General features: G+C 74.3%; 17 protein-coding genes. 10 read left to right on the top strand and 7 right to left on the bottom strand.

Features of this window, described 5'->3' with window-relative positions:
* Positions 1-326: 326 nt before the first annotated feature.
* A complete protein-coding gene (locus tag ACGF07_RS10040; protein ID WP_392897037.1) occupies positions 327-743 on the bottom strand; it encodes an ATP-binding protein in 417 nt (138 codons plus the stop codon).
* Between the two features lie 642 nt (positions 744-1,385).
* Here ACGF07_RS10040 and ureA point away from each other — a divergent pair.
* The 4 genes from ureA to ACGF07_RS10020 all read left to right on the top strand — a co-directional run bounded on the left by ureA (position 1,386) and on the right by ACGF07_RS10020 (position 5,598).
* Positions 1,386-2,096: an urease subunit gamma gene (gene ureA, locus ACGF07_RS10035; RefSeq protein WP_350744822.1), complete on the top strand. Its 711-nt coding sequence runs from the start codon at positions 1,386-1,388 to the stop codon at positions 2,094-2,096.
* Positions 2,093-3,814: an urease subunit alpha gene (locus ACGF07_RS10030; RefSeq protein WP_350744824.1), complete on the top strand. Its 1,722-nt coding sequence runs from the start codon at positions 2,093-2,095 to the stop codon at positions 3,812-3,814. Before ureA ends, ACGF07_RS10030 begins: the two co-directional genes overlap by 4 nt.
* 47 nt (positions 3,815-3,861) lie before the next feature.
* On the top strand, positions 3,862-4,908 hold the full coding sequence (locus ACGF07_RS10025) for an agmatine/peptidylarginine deiminase (RefSeq protein ID WP_392897035.1): 1,047 nt from the start codon (positions 3,862-3,864) through the stop codon (positions 4,906-4,908).
* A gap of 90 nt (positions 4,909-4,998) precedes the next feature.
* Positions 4,999-5,598, top strand: a complete 600-nt coding sequence (locus ACGF07_RS10020; RefSeq protein ID WP_350744828.1) for a TetR family transcriptional regulator C-terminal domain-containing protein — start codon at positions 4,999-5,001, stop codon at positions 5,596-5,598.
* A 131-nt stretch (positions 5,599-5,729) separates the two neighbouring features.
* Here ACGF07_RS10020 and ACGF07_RS10015 read toward each other — a convergent pair whose 3' ends face one another.
* Entirely contained in the window at positions 5,730-7,688 is a 1,959-nt protein-coding gene (locus ACGF07_RS10015) for an ATP-binding cassette domain-containing protein (RefSeq protein ID WP_392897033.1), read from the bottom strand.
* Positions 7,689-8,095: 407 nt separating this feature from the next.
* Here ACGF07_RS10015 and ACGF07_RS10010 point away from each other — a divergent pair, with 407 nt between their 5' ends.
* Complete coding sequence (locus tag ACGF07_RS10010; protein ID WP_392897031.1) at positions 8,096-8,494, top strand: hypothetical protein; 399 nt, start codon at positions 8,096-8,098, stop codon at positions 8,492-8,494.
* A 28-nt stretch (positions 8,495-8,522) separates the two neighbouring features.
* Here the strand turns inward: ACGF07_RS10010 and ACGF07_RS10005 are convergent, their stop codons facing one another.
* Both ACGF07_RS10005 and ACGF07_RS10000 read right to left on the bottom strand, forming a co-directional pair.
* Positions 8,523-8,906 carry a hypothetical protein gene (locus tag ACGF07_RS10005; protein ID WP_392897073.1) on the bottom strand — a complete coding sequence of 128 codons (384 nt, stop codon included), beginning with the start codon at positions 8,904-8,906 and terminating at the stop codon, positions 8,523-8,525.
* 378 nt (positions 8,907-9,284) lie between these two features.
* Positions 9,285-10,976 carry a hypothetical protein gene (locus tag ACGF07_RS10000; protein ID WP_392897029.1) on the bottom strand — a complete coding sequence of 564 codons (1,692 nt, stop codon included), beginning with the start codon at positions 10,974-10,976 and terminating at the stop codon, positions 9,285-9,287.
* A gap of 416 nt (positions 10,977-11,392) precedes the next feature.
* On the opposite strand from ACGF07_RS10000, the gene ACGF07_RS09995 reads away from it, so the two are divergent.
* The 3 genes from ACGF07_RS09995 (at position 11,393) to ACGF07_RS09985 (ending at position 13,444) form a co-directional block, all read left to right on the top strand.
* Complete coding sequence (locus tag ACGF07_RS09995) at positions 11,393-11,911, top strand: hypothetical protein (RefSeq protein ID WP_392897027.1); 519 nt, start codon at positions 11,393-11,395, stop codon at positions 11,909-11,911.
* 103 nt (positions 11,912-12,014) lie between these two features.
* A complete protein-coding gene (locus ACGF07_RS09990) occupies positions 12,015-12,665 on the top strand; it encodes a DUF3105 domain-containing protein (protein ID WP_350740853.1) in 651 nt (216 codons plus the stop codon).
* A 95-nt stretch (positions 12,666-12,760) separates the two neighbouring features.
* A complete protein-coding gene (locus ACGF07_RS09985; RefSeq protein WP_392897071.1) occupies positions 12,761-13,444 on the top strand; it encodes a DUF305 domain-containing protein in 684 nt (227 codons plus the stop codon).
* A 332-nt stretch (positions 13,445-13,776) separates the two neighbouring features.
* On the opposite strand, the gene ACGF07_RS09980 is transcribed toward ACGF07_RS09985, so the two are convergent.
* A complete protein-coding gene (locus ACGF07_RS09980; protein WP_392897025.1) occupies positions 13,777-15,321 on the bottom strand; it encodes an MFS transporter in 1,545 nt (514 codons plus the stop codon).
* 307 nt (positions 15,322-15,628) lie between these two features.
* Between ACGF07_RS09980 and ACGF07_RS09975 the strand changes: the two genes are divergently transcribed.
* Positions 15,629-16,156, top strand: coding sequence for a MarR family transcriptional regulator (locus ACGF07_RS09975; RefSeq protein ID WP_350740859.1), 528 nt, complete (start codon positions 15,629-15,631; stop codon positions 16,154-16,156).
* Positions 16,157-16,220: 64 nt separating this feature from the next.
* Positions 16,221-16,730: a GNAT family N-acetyltransferase gene (locus ACGF07_RS09970; RefSeq protein WP_392897023.1), complete on the top strand. Its 510-nt coding sequence runs from the start codon at positions 16,221-16,223 to the stop codon at positions 16,728-16,730.
* A gap of 161 nt (positions 16,731-16,891) precedes the next feature.
* On the opposite strand, the gene ACGF07_RS09965 is transcribed toward ACGF07_RS09970, so the two are convergent.
* On the bottom strand, positions 16,892-17,401 hold the full coding sequence (locus tag ACGF07_RS09965; protein WP_392897021.1) for a methylated-DNA--[protein]-cysteine S-methyltransferase: 510 nt from the start codon (positions 17,399-17,401) through the stop codon (positions 16,892-16,894).
* Positions 17,398-19,002, bottom strand: coding sequence for a DNA-3-methyladenine glycosylase 2 family protein (locus ACGF07_RS09960; RefSeq protein ID WP_392897019.1), 1,605 nt, complete (start codon positions 19,000-19,002; stop codon positions 17,398-17,400). The genes ACGF07_RS09965 and ACGF07_RS09960 overlap by 4 nt, the downstream gene beginning before the upstream one ends.
* Positions 19,003-19,083 lie beyond the last annotated feature (81 nt).

The following is a 19,083-nucleotide window of genomic DNA, read 5'->3' as shown; positions in this document are numbered from 1 at the left end:
TCTCCCCGCTGCTTCCCGCACGTGGACACACATTCCCACCATCCTGGCCAATGTTCGGCCCAGCGGCAATGGCAACGGGCGGGAAATCTTGGGCTCCGCCTTGTGGTCAGGGCGTGCTTCGGGGGCGGATCGATCGACGGCGAACGGTGCGGTGGGGAGAGGGGTACGGTCCGTGACGGAAGGCGACGGCTCGGGGCGGGCACCGTTCGGGGCGGGCGCCCCTCGGGCGGGAGCGGCGCTCAGGACGGGGCGCCGCTCGGGACGGGTGGCGCGACTCAGGGCGTGGACGCCGCTGAGGGCGCGGACGCCGCTGAGGGCAGGCGAGCTCAGGGCAGGGCGAGCTCGAACCAGGTGATCTTGCCGTCGCCCTTCAGCTGCACGCCCCAGGAATCCGCGAGCGCCTCCACCAGCAGCAGGCCGCGCCCGGAGGTCGCGTACTCGGGCTCCGGATCGCGGCGGCGCCCCGGCAGTCGGCTCGCGCCGTCCTGCACCTCGATCCGCAGCCGGCTGTCCGTGCCGAGCACGGCGTCGAAGACGGCGCCCTTGCCGGTGTGCAGCAGCGCGTTGGTGACCAGCTCGGAGGAGAGCAGTTCGGCGGTGTCGGACAGCTCCGGCACTCCCCAGTGGCTCAGGGCCGTGCGCAGCCGGTGGCGGACCGCGCCGACCGCGACCAGGTCCGCCGGGTCGATCGTCAGGTGGAGCCGGCGGTGCACCGCGCAGCCGGGCGCCGACGCGCCGGACACGGTCGTCCCGGTGCCGGCGGCAGGGCCCTGGCCCGTCCCGGCCCGGTAGGCGTCGCCCGAACTCGTCCGCTGTCGCGGGAATCGCGACTGACCGTCCATCAACACATGCCCCCGCCCTCGAATCCGGGCCCCCGCCTCCGGATCCCCCGCCGGCCGGGTCGCCCCCTCGTTCTGACCACCCATCCTCATGCCCAGTTGACGACGTTTGCAACAGTGTGCGTCCGATCACGTGGGGTGAAAGGGGCACGGGGAGGTTCACGTGATCCAACTGCCCGCGCCGGACAGGTTTGCGAAGCGCAGTGGCGGTTTTCGAAGCCGCCCCCGTCCGATCCCGCGCACACCCGGCGCCCGGACGGACCGTGCGCCCGGCCGCGCGCCCCGGCTCGGCGGCGGCCACGCGGGGCGCGCGGACGCCGCTCTCACCCCCACCGCCCGCCCGACGGGCCGGACCGGGCCGGAGCCGCAAGGCTGGTCCCGGAAGGCTGGTCCGGAAGGTGGACGGGGAGGCTGGACACGGCGCCCCGGTCCGGGTTCAATGTCCCCCAGATGTTTGAACGACGTTCTAAACGATGGTGCGAACATCACCCCGGAAGCCCCCGGCCCCGGCCACCCCCTCCCCGGCCGACGAGCGAGCGAGGAACCGTGCGACTGACCCCCACCGAGCGGGACCGGCTGCTGATCTTCACAGCAGCCGAGCTGGCCCGCGCCCGCCGCGCCCGGGGCGTGCGCCTCAACATTCCCGAGGCCACCGCCCTGATCGCGGACACCGTCTGCGAGGCCGCCCGCGACGGCCTGCGCCTGGCCGAGGCCATCGAGGCCGGCCGCTCCGTCCTGACCGCCGACGACGTGCTGCCCGGCGTGCCGGACGTGGTCACCGTCGTCCAGGTCGAGGCGGTCTTCGAGGACGGCACCCGCCTCGCCGTCGTCAACGACCCGTTCAAGGGCGCCGGCTCGCTCGGCGACGACGCCCCCGGCACCGCCCTGGCCGGCGACGGCGACGGCTACGACCCGGTCGAGGAGACGCTGCTGATCCCCGTCCACAACACCTCCGAGGTGCCGATCTCGGTCACCTCGCACTTCCACTTCTTCGAGGCCAACCCGCGCCTGGCCTTCGACCGCGCCGCCGCCTACGGCACCCACCTCGCCGTCCCGGCCGGCTCCTCGGTCCGCTTCGACCCGGGCGCCACCGTCGAGGTCGGCCTGGTGCCGATCGGCGGCCGACGGGTCGCGATCGGGTTCGCGGGGCTCGTGGACGGCCCCCTGGACGCGCCCGGCGCGAAGGAGGCCGCCCTCGAGAAGGCCCGCGCGACCGGCTACCTGACCAGCTTCGACGACGCGGAGGTGCCGTCATGACGTCGATCACTCCCCACGACTACATCTCCGTGCACGGCCCCCGCGCCGGGGACCGGATCCGGCTCGGCGACAGCGGCCTGATCGTCCGGGTCGAGTCCGACTCCCAGGCGCCCGGCGACGAGTTCCTGGCCGGCTTCGGCAAGACCGCCCGCGACGGCCTGCACCTCAAGCCCGCCGCCGTGCGCGACACCTGCGACGTGGTGATCAGCAACGTGCTGGTCATCGACGCGATCCAGGGCATCCGCAAGACCTCCATCGGTCTGATCGGCGGCCGGATCGCCTCGATCGGCCGGGCCGGCAACCCGGACACCCTGGACGGCGTGGACGTGGTCGTCGGAACCGGCACCACGATCGTCTCCGGCGAGGGCATGATCGCCACCGCCGGCGCCATCGACACCCACGTCCACCTGCTCTCGCCGCGGATCATGGAGGCCTCGCTCGCCTCCGGGGTCACCACCATCATCGGCCAGGAGTTCGGCCCGGTCTGGGGCGTCGGCGTCAACTCCCCCTGGGCGCTGCGCCACGCCTTCAACGCCTTCGACGCCTGGCCCGTCAACATCGGCTTCCTGGGCCGCGGCTCGTCCTCCGACGAGGCCCCGCTGATCGAGGCCCTGGCCGAGGGCGGCGCCTCCGGCTTCAAGGTGCACGAGGACATGGGCGCCCACACCCGCGCCCTGGACACCGCGCTGCGGGTCGCCGAGGAGTACGACGTCCAGGTCGCCCTGCACACCGACGGCCTGAACGAGTGCCTCTCCGTCGAGGACACCCTGAAGGTGCTGGAGGGCCGCACCATCCACGCCTTCCACATCGAGGGCTGCGGCGGCGGGCACGTCCCCAACGTGCTGAAGATGGCGGGCGTGCCGAACGTCATCGGCTCCTCGACCAACCCCACCCTGCCCTTCGGCCGGGACGCGCTCGGCGAGCACTTCGGCATGATCGTCTCCGCCCACGACCTCAAGGTCGACCTGCCCGGCGACGCCGCCATGGCCCGCGACCGCATCCGGGCCGGCACCATGGGCGCCGAGGACGTGCTGCACGACCTCGGGGTCATCGGCATCACCTCCTCCGACGCCCAGGGCATGGGCCGGGCCGGCGAGACCGTGCGCCGCACCTTCGCCATGGCCGGCAAGATGAAGGCCGAACTCGGCCCCATGGACGGCACCGGCTCCTACGGGACGACCGCGGGCGGCGACGACAACGAGCGCGTGCTGCGCTACATCGCCAAGCTCACGATCAACCCGGCCATCGCCCACGGCCTCGCGCACGAGGTCGGCTCGATCGAGGTCGGCAAGCTCGCCGACATCGTGCTGTGGCGCCCGGACCACTTCGGGGCCAAGCCGCAGCTCGTCCTCAAGGCCGGCTTCCCCGCCTACGGCGTGGTCGGCGACCCCAACGCCTCCACCGACCGCTGCGAACCTCTCGTCCTCGGCCCGCAGTTCGGCGCCCACGGCGCCACCGCCGCCGACATCTCGGTGGCCTTCGTCGCCCAGGCCGCCGCCGACGGCGCCTACCTCGACCGCCCCGCCGACGGACTGCCCACCCGCCGCCGCCGCGTCGGCGTCCGGGGCACCCGCGGCATCGGGCCGCGCGACATGGTCCGCAACGCCCGGATCGGCCAGGTCGAGGTCACCGAGACCGGACTGGTCTCGCTGGACGGCTCGCCGCTGCGCTCCGATCCCGCCGACAGCGTGTCCCTCAGCCGCCTCTACTTCCTCTGACTCCGCTGATCCCCTCCCCCTCCGATCCTCCCCTCAAGGACTCGACGATGACCACCCCCACGCCCGCCTCGCTCGGCTACCGGATGCCCGCCGAATGGCACCCCCACGACCGCACCTGGATGGCCTTCCCGACCACCAACCCCACCTTCGACGGGCCCGAAGCACTGGACGCGGCACGCCGGGCCTGGGCGGCCGTGGCCGACACCATCGTCAGGTACGAGCCGGTGACGCTGATCGTCAACACCGGTGAGACCGAGGCCGCCCGCCGCTACGTCTCCGAGCAGGTCGAGATCGTCGAGCGTCCGCTCAACGACGCCTGGATGCGCGACATCGGCCCGTCCTTCCTGATCGACGGCAAGGGCTCGGTGGCCGCCGCCGACTGGATCTTCAACGGCTGGGGCGCGCAGTCCTGGGCCCGCTGGGACAAGGACCAGCACATCGCCGAGCACATCGGCGAACTCACCGGCGTCCAGCGCTTCGCCTCCCGGCTGATCAACGAGGGCGGCGGCATCCACGTCGACGGCGAGGGCACGGTGCTGGTCACCGAGACCGTCCAGCTCGGCGAGGGCCGCAACGCCGAGTGGACCAAGGAGGAGGTCGAGGCCGAGCTGCACGCCTTCCTCGGCACCACCAAGGCGATCTGGCTGCCGCGCGGACTCACCCGCGACTACGACGAGTTCGGCACCCGCGGCCACATCGACATCGTCGCCTCCTTCGTGCGCCCCGGCGTCGTCGTCGCCCACGTCCAGCCGGACCCGGCCCACCCGGACCACGAGGTCTGCAAGGAGCTGGTCGCCATCCTGCGCGCCTCCACCAACGCCCAGGGCCGCCCGCTGGAGGTCATCGAACTGCCCGCCCCCACCGTCCTGCTGGACGAGGACGGCGAGCCGGTCGACTACTCCTACATCAACCACTACGTGGCCAACGGCGCGGTCATCCTGTGCGCCTTCGCCGACCCGCGCGACCAGGAGGCCGCCGACATCCTCGCCAAGGCCTACCCGGGCCGCACCGTCGAACTCGTCGACGCCCGCGAGATCTTCGCCAACGGCGGCGGCATCCACTGCATCACCCAGCAGCAGCCGAAGGCCCTCTGATCCCCTGAGCCGCCCTTCCCGGGTGGGAGCCGTGCGCTCCCACCCGGACGAGCCTTCCGAGCCCCGCACCACCGAGGGAGAGCACAGCACATGGCGGACGCCCGCCCGCGCCGCCCGGCGCGCCCCCGCGAGGAGGTCTTCGCCACCGCCCGGGCCGCGATCGCCGAACACGGGCTCGCCAAGCTCACCATGGCCGGGCTCGGCAAGCAGCTCCAGATGAGCGCCGGACACCTCCTCTACTACTTCGGCAGCAAGGACCAGCTGCTGCTGGAGACCCTCCGCTGGAGCGAGGACCAACTCGGCGCCCGCCGCCACGAGGCCCTCACCGACCACACCGCCGACCCCTGGCAACGGCTGGACGCCTACCTGCGGCTCTACCTGCCCGAGGGGCCGGGCGACCCGCGCTGGATCCTCTGGGTCGAGGTCTGGGGCCGCTCCCCCGCGAGCGCCGAGATCCGCCAGGGCCAGCAGGAGATCGAGGCCCCCTGGCAGGCCGACCTGGTCGCCCTCCTCGAAGAGGGCGCCACCACCGGCCACTTCACCCCCGGCCCGGCCGCCGACCGCGCCACCCAACTGCGCGCCCTCCTGGACGGCCTCGCCGTCCCCATCGCCATCGGCCTCCCCGGCGCCCACCGCCCCGCCGCCCTCACCCAGGCCACAGCGGTCGCCCGGATCCTGCTGCGCACCTGAGCCAGCGGAGGGCGCGGGCTGGTGTGCAGGAAGTCGGCCGGGCCGACTTCCTGCACACCAGCCGGCTGACCGGCCTCCCCGGGCGCTGGTCGGATCCTGCCTCCACCCACCGCGGGAAGGCGGCCGGGGAGTTACTCGGCAGCGGTGCGCTGCGCGGGGAGCGTGCGGTCCTGCTGGAGGTCGAGGAGTTCGCGGAACAGGCCGCCGGGCTGTCGGGCCAGTTCGTCCCAGGTGCCGGTCTGGACGATGCGGCCCTGGTCCATGACGACGATCCGGTCGGCGAGCCTGGCGTTGGCCAGGTTGTGGGTGACCAGCAGGGTGATGCGGTCCTGGGCAAGGTCGTGCAGGGCGTGCAGGATGCGGTGTTCGGCACGGGGGTCGAGGTCGGAGGTCGGCTCGTCGAGGATCAGCAAGCCGGGCCGGCGGCGGGTGCGGTAGAACGCCCGGGCGACGGCGGCGCGCTGCCAGCCGCCGCCGGACAGCTCGGCGCCGCCCTGCCAGCCCTGGGCGAGGAGGGTCCGCCAGCCCGAACGGAGCCGGGACACGACCTCGTCGAACCCGGTCAGCGCCGCCGCGTTCCGGACCGCCTCGCCGGGATCGCCGTCGTGGTGGCCGAGATGGATGTTCGCGTGAGCGGGCAGCGGCCACCGGGCGAACTCCTGCGGCACCCGGGCGACCTGGCGGAACAGACCGTCCGCATCCAGGTCCTCGATCGGGATGCCGTTCCAGAGGATCCGGCCGCCGCCGTCCTGCGGCAGGTACAGGCCGGAGAGCAGCTTGAGGAGGGTGGACTTGCCGGAGCCGTTCTGGCCGATCACCGCGACGACCTCCCCCTGGTGGAGGGTCAGGTCGACGCCGCGCAGTGCCGGTTCCTGCTGCTCGCCGGGGTAGCAGTAGGTGAGGCCGGTGACCTCGATCGTCTTCGGCGGGCCGGGCAGGATCTCGCCGCGGGCGATGCGGTGCCCGCCGGCCTCGTCGAGGAACGAGAAGAAGTCGTCGAGGTACAGGCCCATGCGGTAGAGGCGTGCGCCGTGGCCGACCATGCCCTGCACGCCGCCGGCCGCGGTGCGCAGCGCGAACGTGGCGGAGCCGGCGGCAGCCAGGCCGATGCGGCCGCTGGAGACCAGGTACAGCAGGGCGCCCCACATCAGTGCGGCTCCGACGCCGCTGGCCAGGGCGGCGAGCAGGGAGACCCGGGCGGCGTCGGTGCCGGCCTTGTCGGTGACCGCGACGATCCGGGCCTCGGCCTTGCGGTACATGGCCATCATGAACGGCAGGACCTGGTCGGAGCGGACCTGGTCGGCCCGCTGCTTGTCGATCAGGTGCCAGCGGTAGATCCGCAGCGCGGCCCGTTCGTCGTTGGTGGTGACGGCGGCGAGGTAGTGGATGCGGGCGGTGCGGACGGCGGCGAGCCCGGCGGGGATCGAGCCGAGCAGCAGGAACGGCAGCAGCCACGGGTTGAGGGTGGTCAGGACGCCGGCGGCGGCGATCAGGGAGACGGTGGAGGCGATGACGTCCTGGGCGGAGCCGAGCAGGTCGGGGGTGGTCGCCGCGCCGCGGTCGGCCGCCTCCCAGCTCTCGTTGTACGAGGGCTGGTCGTAGGCAGCGAGTTCGGCCGAGCACCCGGCCTCGATCAGCTTGAGGTCAGCGTCCCGGTTGACCCGCGGCCCGACCCGGCCGGCCAGCGTCGTCACGGCGATGCCCAGGCCTGCGCGCAGCGCGACGGAGGCGGTGAGCAGCGTCAAGGACGGTGCGGCGGCGCGCAGGTGAGCGGTGACGGGGCCGGGGCGCAGCAGCGCGGCGAGGGTGCCGGTGGTGGCGTAGAGGGCGAGCGCGCCGAACACGCCGGAAGCCGCCTGGGCGAGGAGCAGGAGCAGGGTGGAGCGGCGGTCGGCCTGCCAGGCGAGGGCAAGGGCGCGGCGGATCAGGTGGGGTAGGCGGCGGACCATCGTGGTGCTGGAGATGGACCTGCCGACGTCCTGGCGCTTGTCGCCGGGAAACTGGTACCGCAGTTCCTCGTCGTGCTCCTGCGGTTCGGTGTCGGGCCGGGTGTCGGCTGCCCCGGTGGGGGCCTGGCTGGTCTCGGTCACGTTGCTCCCGGGTTCGGCGGCGGGTGCGGGGCAGGCCGGCTCACCGGGCGGCCGGCGCACGGCACATGCCGGGTCGGCCGCCCGGTGGCGGGCGTGCTCGGGTGGCAGCGGTGCCGGGCGGCAGGCTGCGGGTGGGTCGGGCTGGTCGAGGCCCCGATCCTGGCAGCCCGGCGGCCGGACGCTCGGCGTGTCGCCACGCCGCTCACCCGATCCGGGTAAATCCGTGTCCGCCTCGGCGAGTTGGTGGAGTCGATCAAGCGAGGCACACGGTGGCGATCGGCTGCCGGCAGTGCGGGCAGCCGCGTGCCGCGGTCGGCTCCACGGGGTCTCGGACCGGGGTCTGCAGGTGTGAGACCGCGTTCGAGATCTCAGTCGATCGCGACGCCTACGTGCTCTAGCCTCTGCGGGTGATCGATGAGGTGTTCCCTTTCGTCGGCGACTTCCAAGAGCTCGAGCACGGCAGGCCGGACGGGCCGTCGCTCCGGTCTGCTGTTCGCGCCCAGGGGCCGGCGGACGCCCGCGAGTTGGTCAGGTACCTGCGCGCCGGTACGGTCCTTGCCGCCACGACCACGCTCGTGCGCGACGTTCTCAGTTCCGGGGGTGACGTGATCGGCGGCTTGCACCTGCTGACTGACGGGTGCTGGCTCTGGTACTCGGACCTGGCCCACTACGTCGAGCGTCACCATGTGGCGCTCGACCCGCGCTTCATCGCGCATGCCCGGAGCAACGGCTGGACCGCTCCGCTACTCGGCGACGATGACCTACGTGCGATGGAGGCCAAGCTGTTCGGGGACACTGCGGGCTGAAGGTCCCGCTGCGAACCGACGCGTCCGGTCAGCTCACCGAGATGCGGGCAAGTGGCCGGGGTCCAGGCCGGGATGCCGGCGCGTTGCGCGTGAGCCGGCGGACCATGATGCCGATCACGGCCCAGCGGATCATGGTTTCGGGGTGGGCTGGGCTGGTCCCGTAGTCGCGGGCGAGGCGGCGGTGGGCGGTGAGCCACGAGAAGGCGCGCTCTACCGCCCACCGCTTGGGCTGGACCAGGAAGCCGCGCGGGCCAGGTTCCTCACGGACGATCTCCAGGTCGCGACCGAGGATTTCGGCGGCCCGTTCGACCAGGCGGCCGGCGAAGCCCTGGTCGGCCCAGATGTTCTTGATGCCGGGGTGATCGAGCCTGGTCCACAGCAACGGCCGCTTCGCGCCGTCGCGGTCCTGGATGCTCGCCGCGGTCCGCCGGCGCGGATGCTTCTCCCGCCGACCGCCCTTCGACCCACCCGCGCCGACGGCAGCAACGGCTCCACCAGCGACCGCTGCTCACCCGTCAGGTCCGACGGGTACCCACCCCGACACCGCTCAGGAAAGCTCAACAACCCCGCCAGCCACGGGACACGGCAGATCTCAAACCCGGTCTGAGGACCGGGGTCTGCTGCCGTGCGGACCGGGGTCTGCAGGTGTGGGGCGGTGCGGGTCGGCGGCGGAGGGGGGTTCGAAGCGGGCCGGTGATACGGACGGAGGGCCGTGCCTGTCGGAGTCGGCGGGCTCGTTCCGCTGCCAGAAGTCGGACGGGGCGACTTCTGGTGGTTGCGGGGCGCCGCGTTACTCGGTCCAGATGGCGGCGGCTGTGCGGTCGTCGGCGTAGCCCTTGGCGCGGACCTGGACCTGGCGCAGGAAGTCGACCGTTCCCGGGGGGTGGGGGTGGGCCCAGTGGGAGGACAGGAAGTGGGCTACGGCGGGCTCCTCCGCGATCGGCGCGGCCAGGCCCGGCGCGCAGAGCAGCAGGATGTCGCCGGGGGTGGCGGGGACGAGGCGGAAGCGGAAGGGGCGCGGGTCGGGCAGCGGGGCGTCCGGCACCGGCGGCTGGCCGTCCGGGTGGTGGAGCAGCCGGGCCGCGTAGGCGTCGATCCAGTGGCCGGCACGCAGCAGGTAGAGGCCGCCCGGTCCGACGCCGAAGGCCGCGCGGTAGCCCGCTGCCGGGTCCAGGGACACCAGCAGGCAGTGCAGGGCGGCCGGGGAGGCTCCCTGTTCCTTCTCGGCCCGGGGCGCCAGTGCGCGCAACGGCGCGGCGGCGCTGGTCGCCAGGCGCTGGAGGCCGTAGCGCAGCCGGTCCCGGGCGCCGTCGCGCAGGTCGGCGGCCAGGCCCGGCCGGCTGCGGCCGATCGCGGCGGCGAGCTGGCGGCAGGCTTCGGCGGTGGCGGTGGCCACGGCCTGCGCGGTGAGCACCCCGTCCTCGGCCTCGCCCGTGCGGTCGAAGCCCGCGAGGACGGCGAGCAGCAGTCCCTCGGGGCCGTCGCCGAACCTGGTCACCAGCAGGCTGTCGCGGCGCGGTTCACCCCGGTAGCGGGCCGAGTCTCCCCGGACGGAGACGGCGCGCAGGACGGTGTTGCCGTAGTGGGCGCCCTCCAGCGCGGTGTCGGGGACGATCATGCCGAGCGCGTTCGGATCGGCCTCCGGTACGGCGGTCGGCTCGGGGCCGTAGGTCGGGGGGCGCTCGCCGACGTGCGGGACGGTGGGTCCGCTCCCGGCGCGCGGGGTCCGGAGGGCCAGCCGGGGGTCGGGGGCGGTGGGCGCGGGTTCGGGGTCGGGCGCGGGTTCGGGTCCCGTCTCAGGTTGGAGGCCGGGCTCGGGGTCGGGCTCGGGGCCGGCGGTGGGTGCGGGCGCCGGGGGCTGGGGGGCGGGTTCGGGCTTGGACCCGGCTTCGGAGGCTGCCGCCTCGGGTTCGGGCGTCGGGTCGATGGCGGGGGCCGGGGCGGGCTTGTCCAGCGAGATCGGGCTGGACGGCGTCTCGGGTTCCGGTTGCTCGAGTTCGGGCTCGCGGTGGGACTCGGGTTCGGGGTCGGGGTCGGGGGTGGGCTCCGGCCGGGGCGCATCGGTGGCGAAGGAGGGGGCGGGGAACTGGTGGGTCTCCGTCGAGGTGCGCTGGCGCCCGATCTGCTCGGTGCCTTCGCCCGCTCCGGTTCCCTCGATCACGCCGACCGCGGTGTCGAACCAGTCGTCGATGCTGTCCCGCGCGGGCGCGGGCTCAGGCGCGGGCTCAACCGCAGGCGCGGGCTCCTCGACGGCCTCCGGCTCCTGTTCCTGCTCCGGCTCCTGCTCCGGCTCCGACTCCGGCGACGCCGTGCGCTGCTGCCCGATCAGCCCGACCGCCGTGTCGAACCAGTCGTCCACGCTGCCGCTGCCCGGGTCGGCGTGCGGGGTGTCGGGGAGGGTGCCCGCCGGGCCGTCGTAGACCGTGTCCCACCAGCCGTCGTCCGGCCGGGGCGGCTGTGCGGGTGCACCCTGCTTGCTCATCTGGCGGCTCCTGGTGGGTCCGTGGTCGCGCCGCCCCCGACGGGGCCGAACTGGCGTCATTGTCTCCGAGTGCAACGACGCTGTCCGGGTTTCGGCGACAACCGGTCAGCGAGCGGATCATCCCGGCCACCACCTCCCGTCAGCCGTCCCACCAGCCGCTTCGCCGGCGCGCGAGCGGCGCGCGGCCGGCGCGCAGCCGGGGCGCGGTCAGCGCGCGGACAGGGCGCGGCGGGGTCGTGAAGCGGCGGCGACGGGACTGCGGCAGGCCCGTCACCTCGGTGTTCGGTTCCGTTCCGTCCGTGCTTGCCGGATGTGCCCCGAGCAGGGCGTTTCCTGGTCATTGCAGGTCAGGGGCCGCCGAAAATGGGGGTCAAGGAGGGGCATCGCTTCACCCGTTCGGCTGATTAAATGTCCGCATGACCGCGTCGGCCCCCAGCTCACCCCGACCGGGGAGGGCCGCACCGGCGGGCCGCCCGGCTGGTGCGCTGTTGGTCCTGCTGCTGGTCGCCCTGCTCACCGCGCTGCCCTGCGCGGGGCAGTCGGGCGCGGCGGACGTTCCCGCCCGTACCGCGCCGGCCCCGGCGGTCGCCGTCTCGGTGGTCAGCGCGGCGCAGGCCACCGCCCCCGCTGCGCACTCCGGACGCACCGGCCACACCGCCAAGGCGTCCGGCCAGAAGCAGCAGCTCGCCGCGGAGCAGGACCACTGGATCCTGTGCACCGCCGACGGCCAGCCGCCGCGCAACAACGGCTGCTCCAGCCACCCGTTCTGTCCGCAGGACGCACAGCTGCCGAACCCGCCCCCGCAGCCGCAACCCGCCGTCTCGCCGCTCGCCGCTCCGGCACCCGAGGCGCTGCCCCGAGTGGTGCCCGCGGGACTGCTGGACGGCCCGCACCCGGCGCCCGATCTCCACGAACTCCAGGTCCACCGGTCCTGAGCGGAACCCGCCGCCGACGGCTCCCGTCGGCGGATCCGCCTCCCCACTCCACCTCAGCCGTCCGCCGCCACGACCGTGCGCGGCGGGGACAAGGACAACCGTCATGGGTTCCGCCTCCAAGCAGTCCAACAAGGGCACCGCCGACCGCCGCGCCCGGATCGCCGAACTGCGCGCCGCCGAGCAGCGCCGCGACCGTCGCAACAAGATCGTCGCGTCGGTGGCGGCCGGTGTGCTGGTGATCGGCGCGATCGCCACCGGCACGTGGATCGTCATGGACCAGAACCAGAAGAAGAAGGACAAGGAGGCCGCCGCCAACGCGGACATCCCGGGCGTGAAGACCTTCGGCGACCTGAGCCGCAACCACGTCAAGGACAAGGTCAACTACCCGATGACCCCGCCGGTCGGCGGCGACCACAACGCGATCTGGCTCGACTGCATGGGCCACGTCTACGACCAGCCGGTCGAGAACGAGCGCGCCGTCCACTCGCTGGAGCACGGCGCGGTCTGGGTGACGTACAACGGCAAGGCCACCCCGGAGGACATCAAGATCCTCTCCGACAAGGTCAAGACCACCCCCTACTCGCTGATGAGCCCGTACCCGGACGAGCAGGGCACCATCACGCTGAACGCCTGGAGCACCCAGCTGATCGTGGACAGCGCCTCCGACCCGCGGGTGAACCAGTTCTTCACCAAGTACGTCCAGGGCAAGCAGACCCAGGAACCGGGCGCCTCCTGCACCATGGGGCAGATGTGACGGCCGACGCAGGCCACCCCGGAAAGGCCTCGGCGACGGGCCGGGCGGCGGACGGCGCGGCGGACTCGGCCGGCGCGGTGGGCGCGGTGGGCGCGGTGGACGCGGGCGCCCCGGAGGAGCCGGCCGCCGCACGCGGCCGGCGGCGGCTGTGGTGGCCGGCGGCGCTGGCCGCCGCGGTCGCACTGGCGCTCGGGGTGCCGGCCCTGGTGGCGAGCGGGACGTCGGCCTCCGGCACCTCCTCGGTGGCCGTCCCGGCGGACGACTCGCCCGAGGCCGGGTTCGCCCGCGACATGGCGACCCACCACCAGCAGGCGGTCGACCTGTCGTTCATCGTCCGGGACCGCACCGGCGACGAACCGACCCGCACCCTGGCCTTCGACATCATCAACACCCAGGCCAACCAGCGCGGGATGATGATGGGCTGGCTCGACCAGTGGGGGCTGTCCCAGCACTCGACCGCCAAGCCGATGGCGTGGATGAAGATGGACCACGACTACGCGGCCCACGACGGTTCGCTGATGCCCGGCATGGCCACCAACGCCCAGATCGCCAAGCTGCGCACGCTCAGTGGCCGGGACGCCGAGGTGTACTACCTGCAGCTGATGATCGAGCACCACAAGGGTGGCGTCGAGATGGCCCAGGGCTACGTGGACCTGGCGAAGAACGACGTCGAGAAGCGGCTCGCCCAGTCGATGGTGGTCGCCCAGACCTCCGAGCTGGAGCTGATGACCGACATGCTCAAGGAGCGCGGCGCCGCCCCCGGCGTGCCCGCGTCCTGACAGCGCCCTTCCCGGTTCCGGTCCCCGGCGGCCGGGGCGCGGTGGCGGTCCCGTACCGCCCGCACCGCGCCCCGGCCGTCCGCCTTACCGCAGGCTGCCGGGTGCTGCCGCCGAGCCGCTCCGGTTCACCGACCGTCCGGCCACGGTTCGTCGCCGGGCGCCCCCCAAAGGGTCGGAGCGTCGGCGGGCGGAGCGTCGGCGAGCACCTGCTGAAGACGTTCGCGGACTCGCGGACGAGGAACCGGCCGCGGCGGCGGGGTTGGACCACTGCGCGGGCGCCATGGAGACGCCGGTGCGGCGCGGCCCGAACCGGGCCCCGGACGGCCTGGGCGTCAGCCCGTCCTGAGGCGCTCGCGGGACCGGGCCGGGGTCTGGCTCGTCAGCGCGGCGGCCGCCACCGCGACCAGGGCGAGGACGACCAGCACCGTCCGCCCACCGGACGCCGCGCCCGCCAGGTGGACGCCGAGGACGGACAGCGCCATGCCGAGCGCGGTGCCGAGGCTGCGGGCCATGTTCACCATGCCGCCGCCCACCGCCGAGCACTCCGCCGGGATCGCCCGCATCACCAGCGCGTTGTTGGCGGGCAGGAGCAGGCCCAGCCCGTACCCGGCGACCAGCAGCGGAGCCGCCACCGCCGCACCGGAGACCGGCAGCAGGGCGAACAGCAACAGCCCGGCCCCCGCCAGGCCGGCCCCGAAGCGGCACCGGGCGACGTCCGACCAGCCCCGGGGCAACAGCCCGCCGCCGGCCGTCGCGGCCACCGCGAAGGCCGCCGGCAGCAGGGTGACCACCAGGCCCGCGGCGGCCGTCGACACGCCCGCGCCGGTGAGCAGCACCGGGCCCAGCACCAGCGGGCAGAACAGCAGCAGGTACCCGATCAGGGCGACCACCAGCCCGGACCGCACGCCCGGGGTGTTCACCAGCCCCGGGGCCAGGATCGGCCGGGCGGCCCGCCGCTCCTGGCGCACCAGGGCCAGCGCCAGGACGGCGGCGGCGAGCAGCAGGGCGGCGACGGCCCAGCCGGGCAGCGGCAGGCCGGAGGCGGTGGAGAGGGCGAGCAGCAGTGCCGTGGTCGCGCCGGTGAGCAGCAGCATGCCGGGCAGGTCGAAGCGGGGTGCCCGGGGTTCCTCCCCGGCTCCGGCCCCTGCCATGGCCCCGGCAGTGACAACGGTGGCGGCCCCGGCCCCGGCAGTGACAACGGTGGCGGCCGCAGCGGTGCCGCGTGGCCGCGGGATCGTGACCGGTCCGCAGGTCCGGGTGCGGGGCAGCAGGTACCAGCCGGCCAGGATGCCGAACACCGCGATCGGCACGTTGGCCCAGAACACCCACCGCCAGGAGGCGTGCTCGACCAGCAGCCCGCCGAGGCTGGGGCCGAGCGCCAGTCCGAGGCCCTGGGCGGCGGCCTGGATGCCGAGCGCGCGGCGCATGGCGTGTTCGGGGACGCCCCGGGCCACCAGGGCGACGCTGTTGGCCTGCATCATCGCGGCGCCGACGGCCTGGACGGCTCGGCAGGCGACCAGGATCCACAGGCCGGCGGCGAGCCCCGCGCCCAGCGAGGACAGTCCGAAGACCGCGAAGCCGCCGATGTACATGGTCTTGCGGCCGACCAGGTCGGAGAGCCGGCCGATCGGGGCCAGCAGGGCGACCAGGACGAGCAGGTAGGCGAGGGCGACCCACTCGACGGCGGCGAAGTCGGCGTGGAAGTGCCGCCCGAGGGCGGGGAAGACCAGGGCGATGACGCTGGCGTCGAGCTGGCCGAGGAAGGCGCCGAGGCAGACCGTGCCGACGGCCAGCCAGTGGGCGTGGCGCCAGCCGGCTATGCCGCGGGGGCGGGGCCGCTCGGTGAGCAGGCGCGCGGCCAGAGCGGTGGCGTTCATATTCCAAATATATCGGACGCAGACATGTTCCTTCTACGAGCTGCTCGTCATGCGACGAAGCTTCCGTTCCGCGCCACGAGAACGTTCCGTCCCCTGGCACACCGCGCTCACCCCGGGCGTCTCGGCGGGGGCGCCCCACCGCGTCCCGCCAGGCGCGGCCACCCTGCCGTCACGCCCGCCCCCGCGCCTGGTGCTGCGCCCGCCGTCAGACCCCGCCCGCGCCCGCCGCCGCACCGGCTGCCGCGCCGTGTCCGAGGGGCGGACGGCAGGCCCGAAACGCCCCGTACCAGGCGATACGCTGTCCGCCATGCCGTCGTCACCGCACGTTCCCGAGCCCGCCGCCTCAGCACCCGACCTGGCGGTCGAGCACGCCCGGCGGCTGACCGACACCGTCACCCGGTTGCGCCGCGCACTGCGCAGCAGCATCCGCACCGACTACCCGTGGGAGTCCCTGCCGATGGCGCAGGTCGAGCTCCTGCAGACGCTCGCCGCCGCCCCGCTGCGGGTCGGTGAACTCGCCGCCCGGCAGCGGCTCGCCCCCAACACGGTGAGCGGACTGGTCGGCAAGCTGCTGGAAGCCGGCTTCGTGGACCGCCAGGCCGATCCCGGCGACCGGCGCACCGCCCGGATCGCGCTCACCCCGGCCGGACGGCGCCAGCTGGACGACTGGCAGCACGCCCACGAGCGGCGGATCGCCACCGCCCTGGGCGCACTCACCGCGGCCGACCGCGAGGCGGTCGTCCACGCCCTGCCCGCCCTGGAGCAGTTGGCCCGCGCCCTGGCGCAGCCCGGCGGTTCGGGCGAGCAGCCGCCACCGGCCGAACCGGTCGGCTGACACCGCCGGTCACCAGCGCCCAAAAGAAGTGGCCCCGGCAACCGGGGGCCGTTAACGTCCCCGCATGCCCCCCGCGCAGATACGACTGGGGCCCTGGACGGACGCCGACCTCGCGCTGCTGCGCCGGGTCAACACCCCGGAGATGAAGAAGCACGTCGGCGGGCCGGAGACCGAGGAGCAGCTGCTCCACCGGCACCGGCGCTACCTGGACTTCGCCCCGTCCGGCCTCGGTCGCATGTACCGGATCGTGCTGCTGCCCGAGGGCGAGGCGGTCGGCACGGTCGGCTACGGCACCCGGACCTGGGAGGGCGAGACCGTGCACGAGATGGGGTGGAACGTGCTGCCCGGGCACCAGGGACGGGGCATCGCCGCCGCCGCGGCCCGGGCCGCCGTCGAGGCCGCCCGGCGGGAGGCCGCACACCGCCACCTGCACGCGTTCCCGTCGGTGGACAACCCCGCCTCCAACGCGGTGTGCGCGAAGGCCGGGTTCACCCTGCTCGGGCGGACGGACTTCGAGTTCCCGCCCGGGCGGTTCATGGTCAGCAACAACTGGCGGGTGGATCTGCACAGTTGAGCGCTCCCGGGCGGGTGGCGGCTGAACTCCGTTCGCAGCTCGGGCCGTTGGTCTGCCGGCTGCTCAACACCCCAACGGGTTCTTCAGCCCGGAACAGCCCGGAACGCCCTCCGGTCGGGCCGGCGACGGGCTGTGGACCGGGTTCGGAGCAGCAGCCGGGTTCAGAACAGCGTGCCGCTTTCCAGCTCCAGCAGCCAGCGCTTGCGGTCCACGCCCGCGGCGAAGCCGGTGAGCGCGCCGTTGGCGCCCAGCACCCGGTGGCAGGGGCGGACGACCAGCAGCGGATTGGCGCCGACCGCGCCGCCGACCGCCCGGACCATGCGCGGCGACTGCCCGGCGAGCTCGGCGAGTTGGCCGTAGGTGACGGTCCTGCCGTACGGGATCGCGTCCAGCGCGGCCCAGATCCGGCGGCGGAACTCGGTGCCCACCGGTGCGAGCGGCAGGTCGAACGCGGTGCGCTCGCCGGCGAAGTAGGCGGTCAGCTGGGCCACCGCCTCGGCGAGGGCGTCGGGGTCGAGCTTCCAGGTGTCGGCGGGCTCGGCCAGTGCGTACTTCTGGCCGGGCGCGGTGACGGTGGCCAGGGCCGCCGGGCCGTCGTCCTCGGGCAGCACACCGCTGAGCAGCAGCCGGCCCAAGGGGCTCTCCATGGTGGTGTAGACGGTGGTGCTCATGCCGGGTCGTTCTCCGTTCCGGTGGTGGTGCTGGTGCTGGGGCTGGGCCTCGGACCGGCGGTGGCCCTCGGGCCGGGGTCGGTGCTGGTGGCGCCGGGGCTGGTGCCGAGGCCGGGGACCACCGGTCCGGCCCACAGCCGGTGGACGGCGTAGGAGCGCCACGGGGCCCAGGCCTCGGCCGCACGGGCGGCGGACTTCGGCTCCCCGCCGGCGCCGAGCCGGACGAGACCGTGCCGGACGCCGAGGTCGCTCGCGAGGAAGACGTCGGGATCGGCGAGCGCCCGCATCCGCAGGTAGCCCACCGTCCAGGGGCCGATGCCCGGCAGGGCCAGCAGCTGGGCCGCGGCCTCCTCACGGTCCACCCCGGTGTCGAGACGGACCACGCCCTCCGCCAGCGCGGCGCACAGGCCGGTGAGCGCGCGGCGGCGGGCGGCCGGCATCGCGAAGTCCTCCGGGTCGGCGGTGGCCAGGGCCGCCGCCGTGGGGAAGAGCAGCCGCAGACCGCCGCTCGGCTCGGGCAGCGCGGCGCCGTACTTCTCGGCGAGCCGGCCCGCCAGGGTACGGGCGGCTCCCACGGTGATCTGCTGGCCGAGGACGGCGCGCACGGCCAGTTCGTGCGGGTCCACGTGACCGGGCGAGCGCACCCCGGGGCGCTCGCGCACCAGCGGACCGAGCACCGGGTCGGCGCCGAGCTGCTCGTCGACGGCGTCCGGGTCGGCGTCCAGGTCGAAGAGGATGCGCAGGCGCTGCACGGCGGTCGGCAGATCGCGCAGATCGGCGAGGAACAGACGGCAGTCGAGCCAGCCCCGGGTGCGCGGCTCCCCCGGCGCGAGGCCGTCAACCTCGGCGATGCCGTGGCCGTACGGGAGTGCAAGGGTGCGCCGGTAGGTGCGCACGCCGGTGCCCGGGTCGAGCACGACCTCCTCCACGCCGGGGACGGCGCGCAGGGCGAGGAAGTCGATCAGGTGGTCGCTGTCGATCGCGCCGCGGTAGGCGAGGCGCAGGGTCAGGCCGCCGGCCGGGGTCGCGGTGCGGCGGCCGGCGGCGACCTCGGCGCGCAGGGCGGTGGGCGTGCGGTCGTAGACCTCGCGGACGGTGTCGTTGAACTGGCGGACGGAGGCGAAGCCGGCCGCGAACGCGATCTCGGTCACCGGCAGCTCGGTGGTCTGCAACAGCAGTCGGGCGGTCTGGGCACGGCGGGCGCGGGCCAGGGCGATCGGGCCGGCGCCGAGCTCCGCGGTGAGCTGGCGCTGCAACTGGCGGGCGCTGTAGCCGAGGCGGCCGGCCAGGCCCGCGACGCCCTCGCGGTCCACCACGCCGTCACCGATCAGGCGCATCGCGCGGCCGACCAGGTCGGCGCGGTGGTTCCACTCCGGGGAGCCCGGTACGGAGTCGGGGCGGCAGCGGCGGCAGGCGCGGAAGCCCGCGCCCTGGGCGGCAGCGGCACTGGGGTAGAAGCGGCAGTTGGTGCGCTTGGGCGTCACGGCGGGGCAGCTCGGTCGGCAGTAGATGCCGGTGGAGGTGACGGCCGTGAAGAACACCCCGTCGAAGCGAGAGTCACGGCTGTCCACGGCTCGGTACCGGATGTCGTCGTCGATCACGCTGTCCAGTCTGCGGCACCGGGCGGGGGGTGACTGGCGGGAATCGGACATTGCCGTTCGGGGGGGTCCCCCTCCCCCCGC

Source organism: Kitasatospora sp. NPDC048194 (genome assembly GCF_043202455.1).
Classification (GTDB): Bacteria; Actinomycetota; Actinomycetes; order Streptomycetales; family Streptomycetaceae; genus Kitasatospora.
Note: the sequence above shows the minus strand (reverse complement) of the source record. Positions and strands in the feature narration are given on the sequence as shown.